At 55.4% G+C, this 17,553-nt stretch carries 14 protein-coding genes and 2 tRNA genes; 9 read left to right on the top strand and 7 right to left on the bottom strand.

The window, feature by feature from the left end; genetic code table 11:
* The first annotated feature begins 69 nt into the window (after window positions 1-69).
* From Poly21_RS25095 to Poly21_RS25085, 3 genes are all read left to right on the top strand, one after another.
* Complete coding sequence (locus Poly21_RS25095) at window positions 70-2,346, top strand: carbohydrate kinase family protein (protein ID WP_146409824.1); 2,277 nt, start codon at window positions 70-72, stop codon at window positions 2,344-2,346.
* A gap of 188 nt (window positions 2,347-2,534) precedes the next feature.
* Window positions 2,535-2,717 carry a hypothetical protein gene (locus tag Poly21_RS25090; RefSeq protein WP_146409823.1) on the top strand — a complete coding sequence of 61 codons (183 nt, stop codon included), beginning with the start codon at window positions 2,535-2,537 and terminating at the stop codon, window positions 2,715-2,717.
* A gap of 30 nt (window positions 2,718-2,747) precedes the next feature.
* Window positions 2,748-3,326, top strand: coding sequence for a hypothetical protein (locus Poly21_RS25085; RefSeq protein WP_146409822.1), 579 nt, complete (start codon window positions 2,748-2,750; stop codon window positions 3,324-3,326).
* 445 nt (window positions 3,327-3,771) lie between these two features.
* Here Poly21_RS25085 and Poly21_RS25080 read toward each other — a convergent pair whose 3' ends face one another.
* From Poly21_RS25080 to Poly21_RS25065, 4 genes are all read right to left on the bottom strand, one after another.
* Window positions 3,772-4,593 carry an ABC transporter ATP-binding protein gene (locus Poly21_RS25080; protein ID WP_146409821.1) on the bottom strand — a complete coding sequence of 274 codons (822 nt, stop codon included), beginning with the start codon at window positions 4,591-4,593 and terminating at the stop codon, window positions 3,772-3,774.
* Window positions 4,590-5,363, bottom strand: coding sequence for an ABC transporter permease (locus Poly21_RS25075; RefSeq protein WP_146409875.1), 774 nt, complete (start codon window positions 5,361-5,363; stop codon window positions 4,590-4,592). The genes Poly21_RS25080 and Poly21_RS25075 overlap by 4 nt, the downstream gene beginning before the upstream one ends.
* Entirely contained in the window at window positions 5,363-6,565 is a 1,203-nt protein-coding gene (locus Poly21_RS25070) for an ABC transporter substrate-binding protein (protein WP_146409820.1), read from the bottom strand. Before Poly21_RS25070 ends, Poly21_RS25075 begins: the two co-directional genes overlap by 1 nt.
* 56 nt (window positions 6,566-6,621) lie before the next feature.
* A tRNA-His gene (locus Poly21_RS25065) sits at window positions 6,622-6,695 on the bottom strand.
* A gap of 213 nt (window positions 6,696-6,908) precedes the next feature.
* Between Poly21_RS25065 and Poly21_RS25060 the strand changes: the two genes are divergently transcribed.
* Complete coding sequence (locus Poly21_RS25060) at window positions 6,909-10,823, top strand: serine/threonine-protein kinase (RefSeq protein WP_146409874.1); 3,915 nt, start codon at window positions 6,909-6,911, stop codon at window positions 10,821-10,823.
* A 73-nt stretch (window positions 10,824-10,896) separates the two neighbouring features.
* Here Poly21_RS25060 and Poly21_RS25055 read toward each other — a convergent pair.
* A tRNA-Arg gene (locus tag Poly21_RS25055) sits at window positions 10,897-10,970 on the bottom strand.
* 127 nt (window positions 10,971-11,097) lie between these two features.
* Here Poly21_RS25055 and Poly21_RS25050 point away from each other — a divergent pair.
* The 4 genes from Poly21_RS25050 to Poly21_RS27980 all read left to right on the top strand — a co-directional run bounded on the left by Poly21_RS25050 (window position 11,098) and on the right by Poly21_RS27980 (window position 14,171).
* Entirely contained in the window at window positions 11,098-12,291 is a 1,194-nt protein-coding gene (locus Poly21_RS25050) for a site-specific integrase (protein WP_146409819.1), read from the top strand.
* 40 nt (window positions 12,292-12,331) lie between these two features.
* A complete protein-coding gene (locus Poly21_RS27985) occupies window positions 12,332-12,481 on the top strand; it encodes a hypothetical protein (RefSeq protein ID WP_302120566.1) in 150 nt (49 codons plus the stop codon).
* 264 nt (window positions 12,482-12,745) lie between these two features.
* On the top strand, window positions 12,746-13,177 hold the full coding sequence (locus tag Poly21_RS25045; protein ID WP_146409818.1) for a hypothetical protein: 432 nt from the start codon (window positions 12,746-12,748) through the stop codon (window positions 13,175-13,177).
* A gap of 7 nt (window positions 13,178-13,184) precedes the next feature.
* Entirely contained in the window at window positions 13,185-14,171 is a 987-nt protein-coding gene (locus Poly21_RS27980) for a restriction endonuclease (protein ID WP_302120565.1), read from the top strand.
* 527 nt (window positions 14,172-14,698) lie between these two features.
* Here Poly21_RS27980 and Poly21_RS28515 read toward each other — a convergent pair.
* Both Poly21_RS28515 and Poly21_RS25030 read right to left on the bottom strand, forming a co-directional pair.
* Window positions 14,699-15,109 carry an IS66 family transposase gene (locus tag Poly21_RS28515; protein WP_146409817.1) on the bottom strand — a complete coding sequence of 137 codons (411 nt, stop codon included), beginning with the start codon at window positions 15,107-15,109 and terminating at the stop codon, window positions 14,699-14,701.
* Window positions 14,997-15,692, bottom strand: a complete 696-nt coding sequence (locus Poly21_RS25030) for a transposase (protein ID WP_146409816.1) — start codon at window positions 15,690-15,692, stop codon at window positions 14,997-14,999. The genes Poly21_RS28515 and Poly21_RS25030 overlap by 113 nt, the downstream gene beginning before the upstream one ends.
* A gap of 525 nt (window positions 15,693-16,217) precedes the next feature.
* On the opposite strand from Poly21_RS25030, the gene Poly21_RS25025 reads away from it, so the two are divergent.
* The gene (locus Poly21_RS25025; RefSeq protein WP_146409815.1) at window positions 16,218-16,514 is read left to right on the top strand and encodes a hypothetical protein; all 297 of its coding nucleotides are present in this window, start codon (window positions 16,218-16,220) and stop codon (window positions 16,512-16,514) included.
* Window positions 16,515-17,553 lie beyond the last annotated feature (1,039 nt).

Raw genomic sequence — 17,553 nt, 5'->3', positions numbered from 1 at the left:
GATGGCTTGCCTCCATCGAATGCAGACGCGAGATGCGCCATACCAATTCACCTTCCGACCATAACTAGCATGCCCTCAAAAACACTCGACGACAAGCTCGCTCGCATTCAAAAAGACTCTGCGTGCGACGAGTTTATCTTGGCTGATGCCAAAGATGCCGATATGGCGTTTGGAATTGCAGCAACGGGAAAAGACCGAGAAACAGGGCAGTTCCGAACCCTTCAGCAGTTCCGCGAGATCATTCGGCAGAACACTCAGCAGGGTCTGATCGATATCATGCTGATGAGTGTGAGCACCAACGAAGTGCTCACGATCGATGAACGTCTATTCGATGCATCGGGCGTCACGCCTGCGATTCGCGCCAACGATACCACGGAGATCTGGTTAGCTCGTGGGGGCGTCTATGGTAAAGAGCCGTCGCAGCCCTTTCGTTCTGCCCTGCTCGAGCATGCCCAGTGTGGAAAAGCGGATTGCCTGCCAAGTGAACGCCAACTCGGCGCCGATTTGGGTCTCTACTCAGTTACCTTCAACAACGATACCGTCCATGACGCGCGAACATTGGCCGCTTATCGCGAGTTCTGCCTCGAGGCCGAACGGAAAGAGTTTCGGCACTTCCTGGAGATCTTCGATCCAAACTGTCCAGTCAATCCGATCGAAGATGTCGGAGCTTTTGTCAACGATCAGATCGTCCGGACACTCGCGGGAGTCGCCCGGCGCGGACGCCCCCTGTTCTTGAAAATGGTTTACCACGGTCCGGCAGCGATGGACCAACTGGTGAGTTACGACTCGTCAATCGTCGTGGGAATTCTGGGTGGTTCCTCAGGCACCACCTTTGATGCATTCCATCAACTCTGGGAAGCTAAGAAGTACGGTGCTCGCGTGGCGTTGTACGGCCGGATGATTAACAACTCCGAGCATCAACTTAGCTTTATCAAGCACTTACGATATCTCGCCGATGGGCAGTTGAACGACGCCGCTGAAGCGGTCCGATCGTATCATAACGACCTGGAGAGTCTCGGCATTCGGCCATTCCGATCTCTTGAAAATGATATGCAGGCAACCAACCGATTCTTCGACTATTCAAGTCGTACGAAAGCGACAACCTCAGTCGGTGTTCAGCAACCCAGTGACCTGGAAGTGGTGATTGCCGGCCATATCTGCTTGGACATTGTCCCTGAGTTTCCAGAGGATTACTCAGTCGCCAGCGCGAACACGCTCATTGAGGCCGGCAAGTTAAAGGTAGTCGGTCCGGCAACTCACCTGACCGGCGGTTGCGTCGCCAATACGGGTCTTACCCTTCACCACCTTGGTGTGCGGACGTCCTTGATGGGCAAGATTGGTGACGATTCATTCGGACGCGACATACTTAGCATCCTAGAGGAAACCGATAGCGACCTTGCCCAGCAGATGATTGTCGCCAACGGGGAGCATACAAGTTACTCGATTGTCATTATGCCGCCGGGCGTGGATCGTTCATTTTTGCATTTCCCCGGTGCGAACGACACGTTTTCTTCCGATGACGTCGAGTTAGACCAGCTCGGTGGGGCGAAGCTATTTCATTTTGGCTACCCACCGCTGATGCAGCGGTTCTGGCAGGACGGTGGCGTTGAAATGGCCAAGCTGTTTCGCCAAGTGAAAGATCAAGGGCTCACGACCTCCCTCGATATGGCGATGCCCGATCCAAACGCTCCCACAGGAAAGATCAATTGGACGGTGTGGCTCGAACGCGTCCTGCCGCATGTAGATTGCTTCATGCCGAGCCTCGACGAAATACTGTTCATGCTCGCCCCAGAACATGATGATGAGACTGATCTCGTCGGGCACGATGGGCACATCGAGTCACTCCATCGCGATCTGCTCAGCCGCACGGCTGATCGTTTACTCGCGTTTGGGACGGGTGTCGTGCTCTTCAAACTCGGCGACCAGGGACTTTATTTAAAAACGACATCGGACGCGAGTCGGATTACTCGCGTTTTCAGTGCTGGCGAATTTGATACCAACGAGTGGGTTGGCCGCGAACTTCACGCACCCTGTTTCGATGTGAGGGTTAAGTCCACCAATGGCGCCGGAGACCGCACGATCGCTGGCTTCCTCGCCGCCCTCGCCCGCAACGCCAACCCATCAGCGGCACTCGAAATGGCGGTCGCCGTAGGCGGTATGAGTGTTGAAGCGTCCGGTGCGAATTGCGAGGAACTTTCGTTTGAGGCAATCGCCCACAGAGTCCGCACGGGATGGAAACAGCGTCGCCCGGTACGTGGATTTGTACCGTCACCCAATCGCAACGAGTCGGGCGGTTGGATGGGCGAACACGACCGGGAGCTCGCCAAGACCATAGCAGGTCGCTGAGAATGACGCCCCACGCCCACGAGCTGCAGGCATCACGCTGACCGGACGGTGGGGCGTAAGGAGTCTGTTGGTCCGGAATCTTCAGCAACACATTGAAACTGGCACTTTATTTGCACCTTAATCGTTGAACGTCACACGTTCTGAAGCGAACCGACGTGAGCCCGCTGTCATAGAAAGGGACCGAAAAGATGGTGCAAGTAAGTAGACGAGACGAGAGTGATGCCGATGTGCCGTTGAGCGAGCGCGGCAAGGGCGAGAATATGACCCTGGACGAACGTTCTCCTGCGAGTGTGTTTGGGCTGGTTGGCTTGAGCTACCTGGTCGTTCTGTTAGTGGTTGCCCTCGCCTTCGGCGTATGGTTTTATCTGTAAGTTGCGTCCCCCGATTGGAAGGTTGAGGTCATGCGAGCGGCTTGTTTAGTAGCGGAGTATGAGTCGCATCAAGCGGCTAAAGTTGGTTTAGAGGTGCTGCGTAAGGCGGATTTCCATGCCGATGCGATATCGGTTGCTTGGAAGGGACACACCCGAGCGCTCGATAAAGTGGACCGGAGCGGCGCGGCCTACAGCGACGTCGGCGTCGAACGGTCGATGGAGATCGGGGCGGGAATCGGTGCTTTGGTGGGCACACCGTTGGCCATCGGTTCGGTCATGGGTCCCATCATGATCGCGGGACCACTCGCAGCTCTCGCTGGGGGGGCTGCCCTTGGTGCCGTCATGTCGGAAGCGGGCAAGCTCGCAAACTCCTCCCAAGTTGACTCCGATCGTGTCAACTCGCGCGGACTCTTCGCGATGGCCAATCATTTTGGAATCAATTCGCATTCGGCAGCCAAGTACGAGCAGCGGATAGACGATGGAGCCATCCTGTTGATTGTCACGAGCACCCCGCCTCGGCTCGATGAAGCCCAAATGTCGCTCAAGACGACTGGACCGGCGAGTCTGCAGCGATTTGAATTCGATCGCGCCGGCAGTGCCGCACGCTGAGACAGATACGGTGCACGGACCCGAGTGCAGACTAAATTTCTTAAAGAGCCTCCAAGTGTTTCCGTCGCACGCACTTCGCTTTAATTGACTTTGCTCGTGCACACGCACGCACGTGTCGGTAGCCGATTAGGAACGGCGGCCAATCTGCATACAGTTGATGGCCAAGATGTTGACGCTGTCCTGGTCAGTTTCGATCCAGCTGATATTGCCGCGCCGGCAAGTACAGCGGAAGAGCATACGTCTGGAATCGAGACCCGCTGGCGGAGAGGCCCGCTGGTCGGAGAGGCCCGTGGTCGGACGGAAACAGGATGGCACTTTTTCTCCCGGTTCGCTATCAAGCACTGCCGCGCTGGCCACTGCGTTGTGGTGCATGACAGCTGAGATTCTAGGTGCAACCGAGGTGATCAGGCGTTCGGATTGACTGCAATTTCCCCCGGGGGCGTGATCAAACCGGATCTTGGCCGCGTGCTATTTTCCCATTCGGTGAATCCAACTCCTCGCTCCTGCCAAAGTGATCAAGTCCCATGAGATGGAAGACTTCGTCACGAATACGCAGGCACTCCGGATCATCCAGATTGCGAGGCCGCGGCAACTTGACCGGGATTACCGAGCGAATCTCAGCCGGCCGACTGCTCATCACGACGATCCGATCGGCCAACTGAACGGACTCTTCCACATCGTGAGTCACGAACAAAATCGTTTTCCGTTCCTGTCGCCAGATCTCGACCAAATCCGCTCGCATCTTCAGGCGTGTCAGGAAGTCGAGCGCACCGAGGGGCTCGTCCATGAACAAGATATCTGGATCCGACGCAAGCGCCCGCGCAATCTCGACGCGTTGATTCATTCCGCCAGAAAGATCTCGCGGATAGGAGTCCTCGAACCCTGCCAAACCAATCATTTCAATGTACCGCTGAATCGTCGCGGTGCTCTCCGGAGCAGTCCGATCACGCAGGCCAAAGCCAATATTTTCGCGGACCGTCAACCATGGAAACACGGCATTGTCCTGGAAGATGAACACTCGTCGCCGATCGGGTTTGGTGACGGGAACATCATCAACGACCACCCGCCCTCGCGACGGTGCGAGAAACCCGCAAGCGATGTTCAGCAACGTCGACTTGCCACATCCTGATGGACCCACGATGCAAATGAACTCGCCCGCTTGCACCTCCAAGTCGATCGAACGAAGCACCTGCGTGCGGGTGCCGTCCTTTGCGGGAAATTCAAGTGACAGGTCCTCAACCAAGATTTTGGGAACGACTCTATTCATCGCTTCGCCGTCCCCCGCCGGGCAAGTGCTGAATTCTCGATCCGCGCCATCGCAGAGTCCAAACCGATACCAATGATAGAGATCACAATCATCGCCGCGACGACCCGATCGTAGCGCAGATTATTGCGTGAATCGTTGATCTGAAATCCTAAACCCGATTGAACGCCGAGCATTTCCGCAGCAACCAACACGACCCACGCAATTCCGAGGGCCAACCGCAGCCCCGTCAATATTTGCGGAAGCGCCGCTGGGAGAATGACATGGAACAACATCGCAATTCCGCCAATCTCGAAATTGGTTGCCACGCGCAGATACTTTTCGTCAATCCCTTCGACGGCAGAAGTCGCCGCAGTGATGATCGGAAAGATCGACGCCAAAAAGATTAGAAATATGGCCGACAGGTCGCTCGGCTCCCACCACTTCACGCCACCGAACACCAATACGGAAATTGGCAGCCAAGCGATGGGCGAAATGGGCCTCAGCAATTGGACCAGCGGATTAAGCAATTCGCGAACCCACCGCGACCATCCGATCGCCAGCCCCAAGGGAATACCGATCACGACCGCCAGTGCGAACCCCCACATCACCCGGAAAACCGAAGCAATGATGTAACGCCACAACACTCCCTCGCGAGCCAGCTCGGCAAGCCCGGTGACGGCTAGGTAGGGTCCCGGAACATCCGTGCGCCCGTTACCCCATGTCGCCAACTGCCACAGCAACGCAAACAAGCCGATCCCTAACACGCCGAGCAGGAGCGAACGCGCCCGCATCACGGCTGAGCCTGCCAGCGAGCTGCATCCCTGTTCAGAGGATGTAGCTCCGCCGCATCCTCTGCCAGCGGTAACGTCCACACTCCGGATTTTTCAAACGTTGGGTCAGCATAATCGTCAAAGCCGAACGGATCGGCGGCTGTCACCGGTCGGAAACTGAAAAAACCCAGTCGCTCAGCGTAGCGTTGAATTTCAACAAAATCCTCGCGTGCGAGATCGAGCTGGCTATAGCGGACCCGATCAGGTGGCCGTGTCAACACAAATTTCAGCAGCTCTGGATCTTGGTTGTAGTACTCCTGCCGGGCTGCGATCAAAGCCGCTTGCATGCGTGGCGAGTGACCGAATCCCTCGGGAATCACGGTGCTGGCCGCATCGCGACTGCGTTGGCTACCCAGAGGGGCCATCCCAGCGATCAACTGGTCGTCACCCTCATCGAGCCATTTTCCTGATGCCGAGATTCCTTGGACGAGCTCCCGCACCAAATCGGGATCGCGCTCGATCAATCGCTCGGTTACCACCAAAGCACAGGAGATAAAGTTCGGCCAGATATCTTTTGTAAAATAGAGCACGCGCCCAAACCCATCCATTTCGGCTTTGGCGGCAAACGGCTCTCCCACGATGTACGCATCAAACTGTCCCGCCTGCAGTCCAGCGGGCATTTCTGGGGGCGGATAATCGATCAGGGTAATATCATCATCTGAAAACTGAAATTGATCCTTCAGTTTCTCGATCAGAATCCGCTGATTCGAATATCGATGAGGGATGGCAATGCGTTTGCCTCTCAGATCAGCGAACGTCTGGTAGGTCGATTGCGTGGGGACGACGATGGCCGTTCCATCGCGATGCCCCAGATGCACAATTTTGACCGGGGTACCTTGGCGTTGCATGACCATCGCGAGGGGCGCGAGAATGAACGCAGCATCCAAATTCCCGGCGTCGATATCTTCCGTCATCGCCGGAAAATTGGTGTATCGCCACGACACGAAGTCAGAATGATCAGGCGAATGCCGACTCACCCAGCTGGTTACTGGACATGTCAAATGACACGTGACGGGCAAATGACCGACACGCAGTGACTTGCCAACGGCAGCCTCTCCCGGTCGCGCCGAAGCGGAATTGGAACGCAGCATCCCTAAATTGAAGTGGGCATGCAGGACCGTCACCGTTACCAGGGCGATCAGGATTTTGCCAAAAGGGGCCATCGTCACCTGGTCTGACGGGCGTTCCAGCCAAGGAACTCGATATTTTTTAAGAAAAGGGTGGCTAAAGGGGCTCGAACCCTCGACCTTCGGAATCACAATCCGACGCTCTAACCAACTGAGCTATAGCCACCGTGTGCTCATTGAGAGCAGGCGTTGGAAATCGCCGCTCACGACGAGCCCAACAATATCGATTGTCCGCCGCGCGGTCAATGCCGGAGATAGGCGAAAAAAGAGGCCAATATCTGGCATTTTTTCCGTTTCTCGAACGAAAACTGGAGCGGATGTACATGAAATATGATTGAATGACTGCACACCATATTCATCACCAAGGTTTTTTGCAATCATGGCCCAGTGGGACGATTATAGCGGTGACGATTGGATGCGTCCCAGCAGCTCTCAAGAGACGCAAAAGAGCAAGAACGATGGCGCCCACGCGACCCGAGGCCACGCCCAGCGTCCGCGTCTGAAAAATTCGCCGTGGAAAATTGGTCAAATCGTAGCTGGTTTCGAACTGCTCCGCGCGATCGACTGCGGGTCACATGGGTGGGTTTATGAAGCTCGCGAAACCGAAACCGGTAAAACGGTCGCGTTGAAGCTGATCCCCACAATTGATCCGGCAGACGCGGTCCGGTCCAAGACCGGTTTTCGACGAATGTGCAAACTACGCCACCCCGGTCTGGTACGACTTTACCGGATCCTGCAGGATGACGATGCACTCGCGTTTTCGATGGAGTTGATCGAGGGCGACAACTTAGTGCAGGTACTGCGCCGCTGGAAGTCGCTGCCGCTGCACGAGAGTTGCGAGCGTCTGCTCGAGATGCTCCGTCAGGTTGGAGCGGGTTTAAATTGGATACATGCCCAACAGCTCGTCCATCGAGACATCAAACCCACCAATCTGATGATGACAAACGATGGCAATCGCTTTGTCATTGTCGATTGCGACCTCGCCGGCGAGTTCGAAGCTGAGAGTGATCCGCAGAACATTCGCAGCTACCTCATTTGGACGCCAATGTACGTGGCTCCGGAGGTGCTATTCCGCCAGTCCTACTGCCCCGCGAGCGACATTTTCAGTCTCGGCATGGTCGCTTTGGAAGCGCTGCGAATGTTTTCTTCCGCTCAGCGTCGTCGAGATCGTGACGCTTTGGAAAACTCGCCGATCCACCCGGGCGATGCGGCCACGACCGATCACGAGGATGACATGATCCCCCGCGATGAGCGGAGCAGCCAAAGCGATCGCGAATACATTATTTCGGCGATGGTCGGACTTCACTCCGATATCCCCGAATGCTTGCTCGAGTGCGTTCACGAAATGCTGTCACCTGAGGTTCCCGATCGCCCGACCGCGATGGCTGTGTCGCGTGTCGGACGTGAGAGCACGCCGCTGGTTGCGATCTCCACACAAAGCCATGCTTCCACGCGGGCGGAGAGAATCACCAAAGTTGCTCGCGCCGAGCAGCTCATTGAGTTCCGACGCTGGTGCCACCTCATACTGGGCGGTCAAGTGAAGCGTCTCCATGTGGACGGAACCTCCGGCATCGGCAAATCCACCTTCCTGCAATTGGCAATTGATGAGCTGCGGTCCCAGTCCTGGCCGCTGGTCTTTGTTGCTCGCTGCCAACGTTTCGAGCAGATCCCGCTGCAAGCCTTCAGCCAGATCGCCGACGAGATTGTGATCCGCTATCGCCGAGGTGGATTTGAGAAAATCAAAGTTGACTCGGTGAGTGAGTCCATTCTGCAAAGAGTTCTGCCCGGACTCGGTGAAATTCTCGAAGTCGACTGGTCGCAACCGCCAATCGTGACCTCGGACAAACGCACCGGCGGGTTGGAGGCAGCAATCAAAGTTTGCAACCAACTCCGCGAAGTTGGCCCCGTCTTCTTTGTGATCGACGACGTTCAATGGGCCGACCGAGACACGCTCCGGACCCTCGACCACTTCCAATCCAGCGCCTCCAGCCGCATGGGACCGCCGCTCTACCAAGGACTGGGATTAATCACCGTCTCGCGGGCGGGAGGAGATCGACAGCAATTCCCTCCCGATGCCAACATCACGATTGAGCCACTGACAAGTGAGGTGACCTCTCAAGCAATCCGCAGCGAAGCGAAGTTGCAGGGAATCGAACTGGATGATGCCCGTCTGGAAGCCCTGAACGAGCAGATCGAGGGGCAACCGTACCGGCTCGAGGCCTATCTCAGTGAACTATCGCCATCGGGACTGCTACACGATTGTCTAACTCGAAAACCCCAGGCCTCTTCCCACAATCATTCCGCCGCCACATCTCAGCTTGACGCTCCCTCCATTGAAGATGTTTGGCAACATCGTAGTGATCAGCTCAGCCCGAGCGTGAAAGCTTTATTGAATATCATCGTCGTCGCCGGACGCCAAATCACGTTCGATCAATTGTGCTCGATCGAGAACAACTCCGCACTGCTCGAAACGCAACTCGATGAACTGGTCGAGAATCGTCTGATTGTCCGAGATGGGTTCAATGAGCAATTTATTAGAGTCTGGCACGACCGCCTCGCAATCCAACTGCGTTCGGCGATTCCGACCGAGCAGCGACAACGCTTACATCGACTATGGGCCGAATGCCTAGTCAATGTTCCGCTCTCCGCTGGACGGATTGCCGAACATTATGAGCAAGCCGGCGACATTCCCGAGTTCGTGAAATGGGCGAATCAAGCCGCCATGCAGGCCCAGCAGGTGTATGCTCATTTAGAGGCGGCCCGCTGGCATCGCAGCGTCGCATCCTACAGCTCCGGTGTCGATCGCATTGATGCACTGCGTTCATCGGCAGAGAGCCTGCAGCGATCAGGACGCCTGTATGAAGCAGCTCAAACTTACCAAGAGCTTGCTGAACTGCTTTCGGGTCAAGCCAAACTTGATACCGAACTCGAGCAAGTTCAGTGTTTCATCCGCTCGGGCAGATTTGCCCACGCCGTCGACCGTCTCGATCCACTCTTGGCAAGGTTGAAACTGCCGCGACGCAAGCAAGCATGGGCGACGAAACTCTCGATAGCTTGGCAGTTGACTCGCCAAGCTATCTTTACATCGGCACGGGATCTGGACGACTCCTACGCGCCACCTCAGCGTCCTGAATTGTTGGGAAACCAGATCGCGGTCTGCGGGGCCCTCGTCCGTCCCCTCAGCATGCTCGACAATTGGTTGGCGGCCGAACTGAATGTGTTCAATCGCGGCCTGGTCCGTCAATTTGGATCGCGGGGTGAACAAATTGAGCTGATCATTGGCACCTGCGTGTTCGATTCCTACCGACCGGGTCGCAAACGTATCGCAGCGGCTCATACCCTGTCCCATCTCCAGGAGACGCTGAGCGAAAACGATCCTCCTGGCTACCACGGAGACGTTCAGTGCGGGCTGGCGTGGGCGAATGGAATGAGCGGCCAGTTTCAACAGGCGACCCAACATATCCTGCAAGCCCGCAAATGTTACGCCGACAGCGAATTGCACCACGGCTTTGAACTGGCCCATACAAGTTGCCTCGAAGCAGCGTGCTATTTTCAGATGGGTAATTTAACCGCGTTGGCGGACATGGTTGAGGACATGCAAGCCGAGGGCGCGACGATGAACGACTGCTTTGTACTGGCAATGGGTTCCCTCGGTTATAGCTCCGTCGCATTCCTAATGCGGAACGATCTGGAATCGCTGCGGGATCGAAACTCGCAGCTACTGCCGAGCTTGCAAGATATTGGTGAAGACGCTTTCGGCATGGGGATGCAGTTTGAGAGCCTACTTCGTGCAATCTACCAAAACCAACCCAGGCAAACTGAGCGAGTACTCGCACAAATCGCCCAGCAGTGCGACAGATCGGTGCTCTACCGCAATCAGCTCATGAAGACGCTCATTGCCGAACTCAGCGCGATCGCGACGCTTTCGCTTCTATCGCATCCCAGTTCGCACACAAAGAAGAATTTCCGAAAGCTGATCAAATTGCTGCGCCGACAACGACTCGACGCAGCCGATTTGAAGGCCAACTTGATCGAGGGCCTCGCCATGGCGAGGTATCCCGAAGTCTTCTCGGGTGATCGCGGGCAGATACTCGAACAAGCCAAAACACGACTGACCCGTGCAGCGGAATCCGCCGCAGCCCAGCAACTCACTCCCCACGCACTGGCCGCCCGAGACGAATTAGCACTGCTCGCTGGCGACACCGCACCCAGTCATCTCGATGTCTTCCTGACCAATGAAGGCGTTGTCAGCGTCGCGGATTTTGCCAGACTCTATCGAGGTGCTCGAAATTAAAACAACGGCCTTTTCTGCCTTCAAAAATACTGATTGCATTTGCGGCCGACCATTAACTCCCTATTTCCGCAAGTACGCCCGGCAGGATTCGAACCTGCGACCGTCGCATTAGAAGTGCGATGCTCTATCCAGCTGAGCTACGGGCGCGACGTGTTTTTGCGAGGCTTGTTACAACCAGACTACAACCGGTTTAATAGCTTGCCAAACAAAAACGCCCGAATCGACGCGGTAACGTCGAACGGGCTCCACCACCAAGCTTTTCAGAAGCCTGGCCATGAATGCCCGCAGTCTATCCAAAAATCGCCGCGCTGCGAAGCCGCAGAAGCCCAATAAACCGTATGCCGATATTCCGCTGACGGCTCATGCATCCGGAAAGTGGTGCACGAAGGTGCGTGGCAAGATCCACTACTTTGGGACGTGGGATGATCCCGACACTGCTCTGCAGGAGTGGCTGGAAGTCCGCGACGAGCTGCTTGGCGGGGCGGATCCAAAACGCAACGACGATCGGGCCGACGTCGCGAGGCTGTGCAATACGTTCTTGGATTCCAAGGATCAGCAGCGGGAACAAGGCGACCTATCCCTGCGAACGCTGAACGACTACCACGATGCTTGCAAGCGGTTTGCGGACTTTATCGGCAAGGGTCGTTTCCTGGACGGGCTGACAGTGGCCGACTTTGCTCGGTACCGGTCATCGTTTCCGAAGACATGGGGACCAACGCGAATCAACAGCGAGATAACGCGACTGGGAGTCGTGCTCAAATACGCCTACGAAGTCGAACTGGTCAACAAGCCGCTCCGCACCGGCCCCAATTTCAAACGGGTAAGCCAGAAGCGACAACGATTGCACCGAGCGACCAAGCCGAAAAAGCTATTCTCGGCAGCGGAACTGCACCAACTGCTCGACGCCGCCAATTTCCAGATGCGCGCCATGATCCTATTGGGCATCAATGCCGGGTACGGGAACGCAGACTGCGGAAGAATGCAAATCTCGAGCATCGACTTTTCAAAAGCGTGGATCGAAGGACTCCGAGAGAAAACCGCCGTGGAGCGAGCCGCTTGGCTGTGGCCGGAGACAAGAGCCGCGTTGAAGGTGGCGATCGAAAACCGGTACGGGAATCTCCCTAACTCGCTGGCAGACAATGTGTCCGTGACCAAGCGACGTCAAGCGTGGTTTCACGAAGGTCGCTCCGCCGAGCCTCTATCCGCAGAGTTCAAAAAACTGACAACCAAGGTCGGATGCTACCGAGAAGGAGTCGGGTTCAACTCGCCACGGCACAAGTTCGAAACCATCGGGGGCAACTGCAAAGATCAAATCGCGACCATCTACGTGATAGGACACTTTGACGCAACGATGGCCGACGTCTACCGTGAAGGCATCGACCCCCAGCGAATACGCGACGTCTGCAAGCATGTTCGGGCATGGTGGAAAGCAGGAAGCCGAAGCCCAAGAAGGCGAAAAGTGGCGTGAAGGGAGGTGCGAAATAAAAACGCTCAAGACGCCGCCGTCGATGATAATTGAAAACATTGTGGAGAACGTAGATTTCGCAGAGCGAGTGAACGAGCACGCTCAGCGGATCGAACTTGCCCATGACGTAGCCGTATCAGAGCAACGATATTTCCGCCAACACGTTCAGTCGATCATGGATCAGCACCGGTAGCTCGGATGCGACGTCCCCGCATGCCATGCCTTAACCGCTAAAAGGCACTCAAGCCCACGATGTCGCCGAAACCGCGCTCGGTGCTATTGGACGCCCCCCCGTGATCATCGGCATCTGCTAGACTCACACCGACGGATCAGCCGTCCTAGTTCCGCAGCTATCACCGCACTGAGAGGCAACAGATCGAAATTGGACTCAGAGACGATCGTCGCTTCACACTTCACTCAAAACCCCGATTGGCAAATTGTCCACCAGAGTAGCAACATGAGCTTTCTTAACAAACTGAAGACCGCTGCCAATCAAACCAAGTTAGCGTCAACATCTCTTGCGACCAATTCAGTCGGCACCGTCTGGGGCAAGTACGGTGACAGCATTTGCGAGACGGTTTTGCGATATGCCACTCTGGCCGCCAAGAAAGGAAAGCCATTTATCGTCGACGATGCCAAGTACAAAGCGAACGTCATTGACCCCGCCTGGGAGGTTTTGCCCACGCCGGTTCGTTTACTGGGTCGCGATCGGTTGAATTGGGATGCGATCTTTCTTGCGGGTCGCTCCAAGGTGTTTCTAATCGAGGGCGAAGATGTCACTGTACATCCAGAAGCAAAGCAGAGAATCAACAATCTATTTGCGGGAATGCTTCCTAAAGAGCAACTTCCCGCTATCGCAGCGGAGAGTAGTTGCGAAGATGCGAACTAGCCTCTGATTGTTCATTTCAGAACGACACGACACACGATATGCAACCGATGACTTGCCAAGTGGGGCCGCGGAATTGATCCAGCAGAAAATCAGAGAAGCCAAAGGGAAACTGGCAGACCTTCAAGCAAGTCAGGATGCGATTCTGGCGGAACAAAAATCAGCCGCGACTCAGATTAAGCGTTCCAGCAATGCGGTAATTTGGGAAAAATCCAAGCAACGATGCAGGCGTTGGGTTGACGAGCACGACGTGCGGACTTTTGTCTTGATTGGAGGCCTTTTTGCATCCTTGGTTCTGCCGTTCGCCTTCGTCGCTGCAATCCTCAGACAACCCGTCGCAGGCATTGTCGTCGGACTCATTTCGGCTGCCGTTGCATTCGCTGCCTACTATTTCGTTTTGTGCGGAAGCGACGAGACGACAAGATTACGAGTTGATCATCATGAGCTCGCAAAAAACCAAGCGAAACAACAGTTGGATAGACTTCAGGATTCACTGAAGTTAGTGAACCGAGATATCACCGGAACACTTTCTCAACTGTCCGCCTGGGAACCTGAACTTGCTAGACAGAGAGCACAGGAGGACGAGACTCGACGCAAGAATGCTTTCGACAACCTGTCGAAAACTCTCTACGAGGAGCGATGGCGTGAACTGCGTGGAATCGATTTCGAAAACTACGTTGCTAGAGTTTTTCAGCATCTCGGATATCAGGTCGAAGAAACACCGACAACGGGCGACCAAGGCGTTGACCTCATTGTAATTGCAGGGACTAAACGCTTGGCTGTGCAAATAAAGGGCTACTATCACTCGGTCGGTAATTCCGCTGTACAAGAGGTGGTCGCCGGAATGAAGCTCCATCAATGCTCGCAAACTTCGGTCGTCACCAACAGCAAGTTCACAAAATCAGCTATCGATTTAGCATCCGCGAACGGCTGCCAATGCATCGGCGAAGATAACTTTGAGAATTTTATTTACGGCCAGGTTTTCCCGCGGGCTTAGGATGGCTTCTATGGAAATTGACGATCAATCGCACTGCCGGGAAGAAGCAAATGGGTCAGGCGTCTTTGCTCAATGTTTCGCCCGATGCGTTGGACTGAAACGAGGCTTCATTAGATTGCTGCAAGGCACATTTTCTTCTTGGTGGTCTGGATGCCCGTCTGCTTTTCGGAGGGATACTGACCACGCGTATCGACCGCGCACTCTTGAGCGTGGGGAACGGTAACAGTTTAGTCCCCGGCCATCTAGCTTCGCATTTACCAGTGATCTTCGAGATGACCGCACAAGCATTCAAATTTGGAAGATCCCATGGTTTGTTGCAATGGGATCATTCAAACTGACTTCCGTCGCATAGGAGAAATCGGTTGCGGTAGTCGGGTTCGGAAAAGTAGAGATCGCGCAGCATCCAAACCAAAGCAATTCAATCAAATTGAATTGCTTTTGCAGTAGTCCGTCGTGCAGCGTTGTGCGGCGGAAGGTGACCGCATAAGCATTGAACAAAATCGTTTGACGCCAACGCATCGCTCCGCTTAAGCAACCGGTTTGGCGTAGAGCCGCTTCAATGCTGCATCGGGTGGACGTGTCAGCAACTCGAAGTAGATGTCGCTCGCCCGATGTCCATGACGCCGCGCAGTCTCGGCGACGCTCATTAGTTTCGCCATCTGGTCCGCTCCCGCTTCACTACGATGACCAAACGTGATCTTGCGAAGGATCACCAACGGACGTAACGCCCGCTCGGCAAGGTTGTTTGTCGGTGGTACGCGAGCGTCATCAACGCGGGGGAAGAAAACGGGACGGGGGAAGAAAACGGGACGGGGGTCGAATCGTTCATTTGATGTCCTTTTGTGGCCGGGGACGCTTGCGTGGACGGCCTGCCGGACGTAGCGGGTGCCACAAGCCCTGACGTTCGGCGATCTCTTCGACCCACTCCTCGCTGCCATAGGGGCGAGAGCGATCGACGCATGTTCGCAGCGACTTAAGTTCTCCAGCAGTTAACGCCGTATCGACTCGCTTGTTCCAGCCCCGAAGTCGAGGTATCGGCCATCGCGATAGAATTGCCGGATCGGGCTCCTTCGGCTGATTCCACCGATGGAGCGATCCATGCTGCCAATCTTTTGCGGAATCGACAAGCTTGGCACGCAAGGGATTCCGCTCCACATAGCGACAAGCGACGTAGAAGTGCTCATCGTCGGCGATCGGAAAACTCTTGAATCTGCCCTGATAGAGGTGCCCGCCGCCGCGACTATGGCAATGACCGCGGTAGCGAAGGGTGTGAGTCGCCGTGACCCATCGCAGCAATCGTCCCATCTGCCCATCCTTGACTGGGCGAAGAACCAGATGCCAGTGGTTGGGCATCAACGTAAAACTAAACAGTTCGACGGAGTATTTCTGAAGTCCCTCGGCCAACACCCGAATGAAGGCCTGGAAGTCTTCCGGCTTGTGAAAAATTTCCTGTCGTTGATTACCCCGATTCAGAGCATGATAGATTTGACCGGCACGGTCATCTCGATTTTGACGTGGCATTGATATGACTCGATAGCAGCTCGCGAACGAGCCCCCAGAATAGGGAGGTGGACGAGTCGATTCAACCCCCGTCCCGTTATCTTCTCCGGGTCGCCGGGCGGCATCCTGCCACCGGGCTTAGTCATGCGGCGACATCCGTGTCGCCGTCGTTCAGCGATCTATCCAGGGCGGCGGCATCCAGCCGAAACAGCCGCGACGCACGTCGTGTGCGTCGCCCGCTTCGCAGGCCGGAAGAACCAACGACTGGGCGGCTTCGTGCCGCAGAAGATGGCGGACTTCCTGTCCGCCAACAAGAAAGGCCACCGTGCGGTGGCCTGTTAAAGTACTGCTTTACTCCGGCGCAGAGGATGGTATATATCATAATCGGTACCGGACACCTTACTCTTGTCCGGCTACCGTTTCAATGCTCACCTCCGGTGCAGTGTCTGGTTAATCGGTACCGGACACCTTAATCTTGTTAGTGCATCTGGTGGCGTACTCATCAAAGAGACCTGACCCATTTGATTTCTTCGCAACGACTTACCGATGAAGTTGACGGTCACTCGACTTGGTCAGCACGGTCCGATTTCAAAGCAGAGCGATGGCTACTTTCGTTTTCAGTGTCCCCATTGCAAAGAGTTGCGAGCGACAGTGAATCCGAAGAACAACTTGGCCCATTGCTTCTGTTGTCAGAAGAACACCAACAACATCGACCTGATGTTACTGCAGGGTCACGACTTCGTCCCGGCGGTCACGATCCTGCGTCGTTGGTTGGAAGACTACCGAGATGACCTCGGCGATCCGACGCCATCGGCCAACTCCGATTCCTTGCAGACATCGTGAGTGATGGCAGTCACTGTGTGCGAATGCTGACATCGTGAGTTGAGTCCGAGCATCGGTTCAGCATCATCGAATTGGAACCAACGTCCATGCGATCGTTCGCTCAGAACGATCGCATTTTTGCTGCGTGGTTAGCTTTTTGCTGCGCAGTTGGCATTGATCGTTCCCTAGCGATCGCAATCGGATTTCGATCAAGAGTCCGAATCGCCGAGCAGATCAATCGGCGCCATCCATCCTTCACAAAGTCGGTCCAGGATCATCCAGCTCTCCGACACCAAATCGGCCAAAAAGTGCGGCGCGAAATCCTTCTCCAAAATTCGCAACAATTCGGCCAACACGCCAAAATCACCGCCAAATCCCTACAGTCTCAATTCGGCCAAAAATGCGACATCAAAAAGGCCGGTAACAGCTCGACTGGACGGGACGTCAACTCCGCAGTGACAAGGTCAGTGCGATCCCCGCGCACTTGCGGCCGATCCTCACACGTATGGGCTTGGATACCCATGTCTGGTGCGACGTCGTGAGCCGATTTGGGCGGGTGTTCAAGCGGGCAGCGGGTAGCCCAGAACACCTCGCCGAGGAAGCCAGCCGTCGCGGTCAAGGTTGGCTCTGCGCCCGTGACAACCCACTCGGGATATCTTCGGCCTGACCGTCTTCGGAAAACCTTCCACTTTGATTCCATCCGGGGTCGCTACTGCGCCGATATTCGAAAATCGGATCAGAATGAGCCCGATGCTCGGTGGCGGCATTCTGCGAGGACCGGATCGTAGTTGAATCGGCCGAAAAACAAGCCGCAGGCCGAGCTGAAAAGTGGGTGGCCCTCTTTCTGCAAAAGGACGATCGGAGGTTCCAAATCCATACAGTCACAATTCAGCAAAAACTACGACCGCAATTCCGTCGGTAACAACTAAATTCGGCTCATCCGACTAAAGCGTGCGCCGGGTTTGAAGTCGCGGAAGTTACGACGGATGGATAAAAAAGTGTGGACATGCCATCCTTCAAAGAGAATTCTCACATCTTCTTTGCAGGAACGTACATGTCC

Origin of the sequence: Allorhodopirellula heiligendammensis (genome assembly GCF_007860105.1) — a bacterium.
GTDB lineage: Bacteria > Planctomycetota > Planctomycetia > Pirellulales > Pirellulaceae > Rhodopirellula > Rhodopirellula heiligendammensis.
Note: the sequence above shows the minus strand (reverse complement) of the source record. Positions and strands in the feature narration are given on the sequence as shown.

Excerpts from the sequence above, each read along its gene's own strand:
- Poly21_RS25095 (WP_146409824.1), top strand. The coding sequence starts at position 70 with ATGCCCTCAAAAACACTCGACGACAAGCTCGCTCGCATTCAAAAAGAC.
- Poly21_RS25090 (WP_146409823.1), top strand. The coding sequence starts at position 2,535 with ATGGTGCAAGTAAGTAGACGAGACGAGAGTGATGCCGATGTGCCGTTG.
- Poly21_RS25085 (WP_146409822.1), top strand. The coding sequence starts at position 2,748 with ATGCGAGCGGCTTGTTTAGTAGCGGAGTATGAGTCGCATCAAGCGGCT.
- Poly21_RS25080 (WP_146409821.1), bottom strand. The coding sequence starts at position 4,593 with ATGAATAGAGTCGTTCCCAAAATCTTGGTTGAGGACCTGTCACTTGAA.
- Poly21_RS25075 (WP_146409875.1), bottom strand. The coding sequence starts at position 5,363 with ATGCGGGCGCGTTCGCTCCTGCTCGGCGTGTTAGGGATCGGCTTGTTT.
- Poly21_RS25070 (WP_146409820.1), bottom strand. The coding sequence starts at position 6,565 with ATGGCCCCTTTTGGCAAAATCCTGATCGCCCTGGTAACGGTGACGGTC.
- Poly21_RS25060 (WP_146409874.1), top strand. The coding sequence starts at position 6,909 with ATGGCCCAGTGGGACGATTATAGCGGTGACGATTGGATGCGTCCCAGC.
- Poly21_RS25050 (WP_146409819.1), top strand. The coding sequence starts at position 11,098 with ATGAATGCCCGCAGTCTATCCAAAAATCGCCGCGCTGCGAAGCCGCAG.
- Poly21_RS27985 (WP_302120566.1), top strand. The coding sequence starts at position 12,332 with ATGATAATTGAAAACATTGTGGAGAACGTAGATTTCGCAGAGCGAGTG.
- Poly21_RS25045 (WP_146409818.1), top strand. The coding sequence starts at position 12,746 with ATGAGCTTTCTTAACAAACTGAAGACCGCTGCCAATCAAACCAAGTTA.
- Poly21_RS28515 (WP_146409817.1), bottom strand. The coding sequence starts at position 15,109 with ATGGCAGCGAGGAGTGGGTCGAAGAGATCGCCGAACGTCAGGGCTTGT.
- Poly21_RS25030 (WP_146409816.1), bottom strand. The coding sequence starts at position 15,692 with ATGCCACGTCAAAATCGAGATGACCGTGCCGGTCAAATCTATCATGCT.
- Poly21_RS25025 (WP_146409815.1), top strand. The coding sequence starts at position 16,218 with ATGAAGTTGACGGTCACTCGACTTGGTCAGCACGGTCCGATTTCAAAG.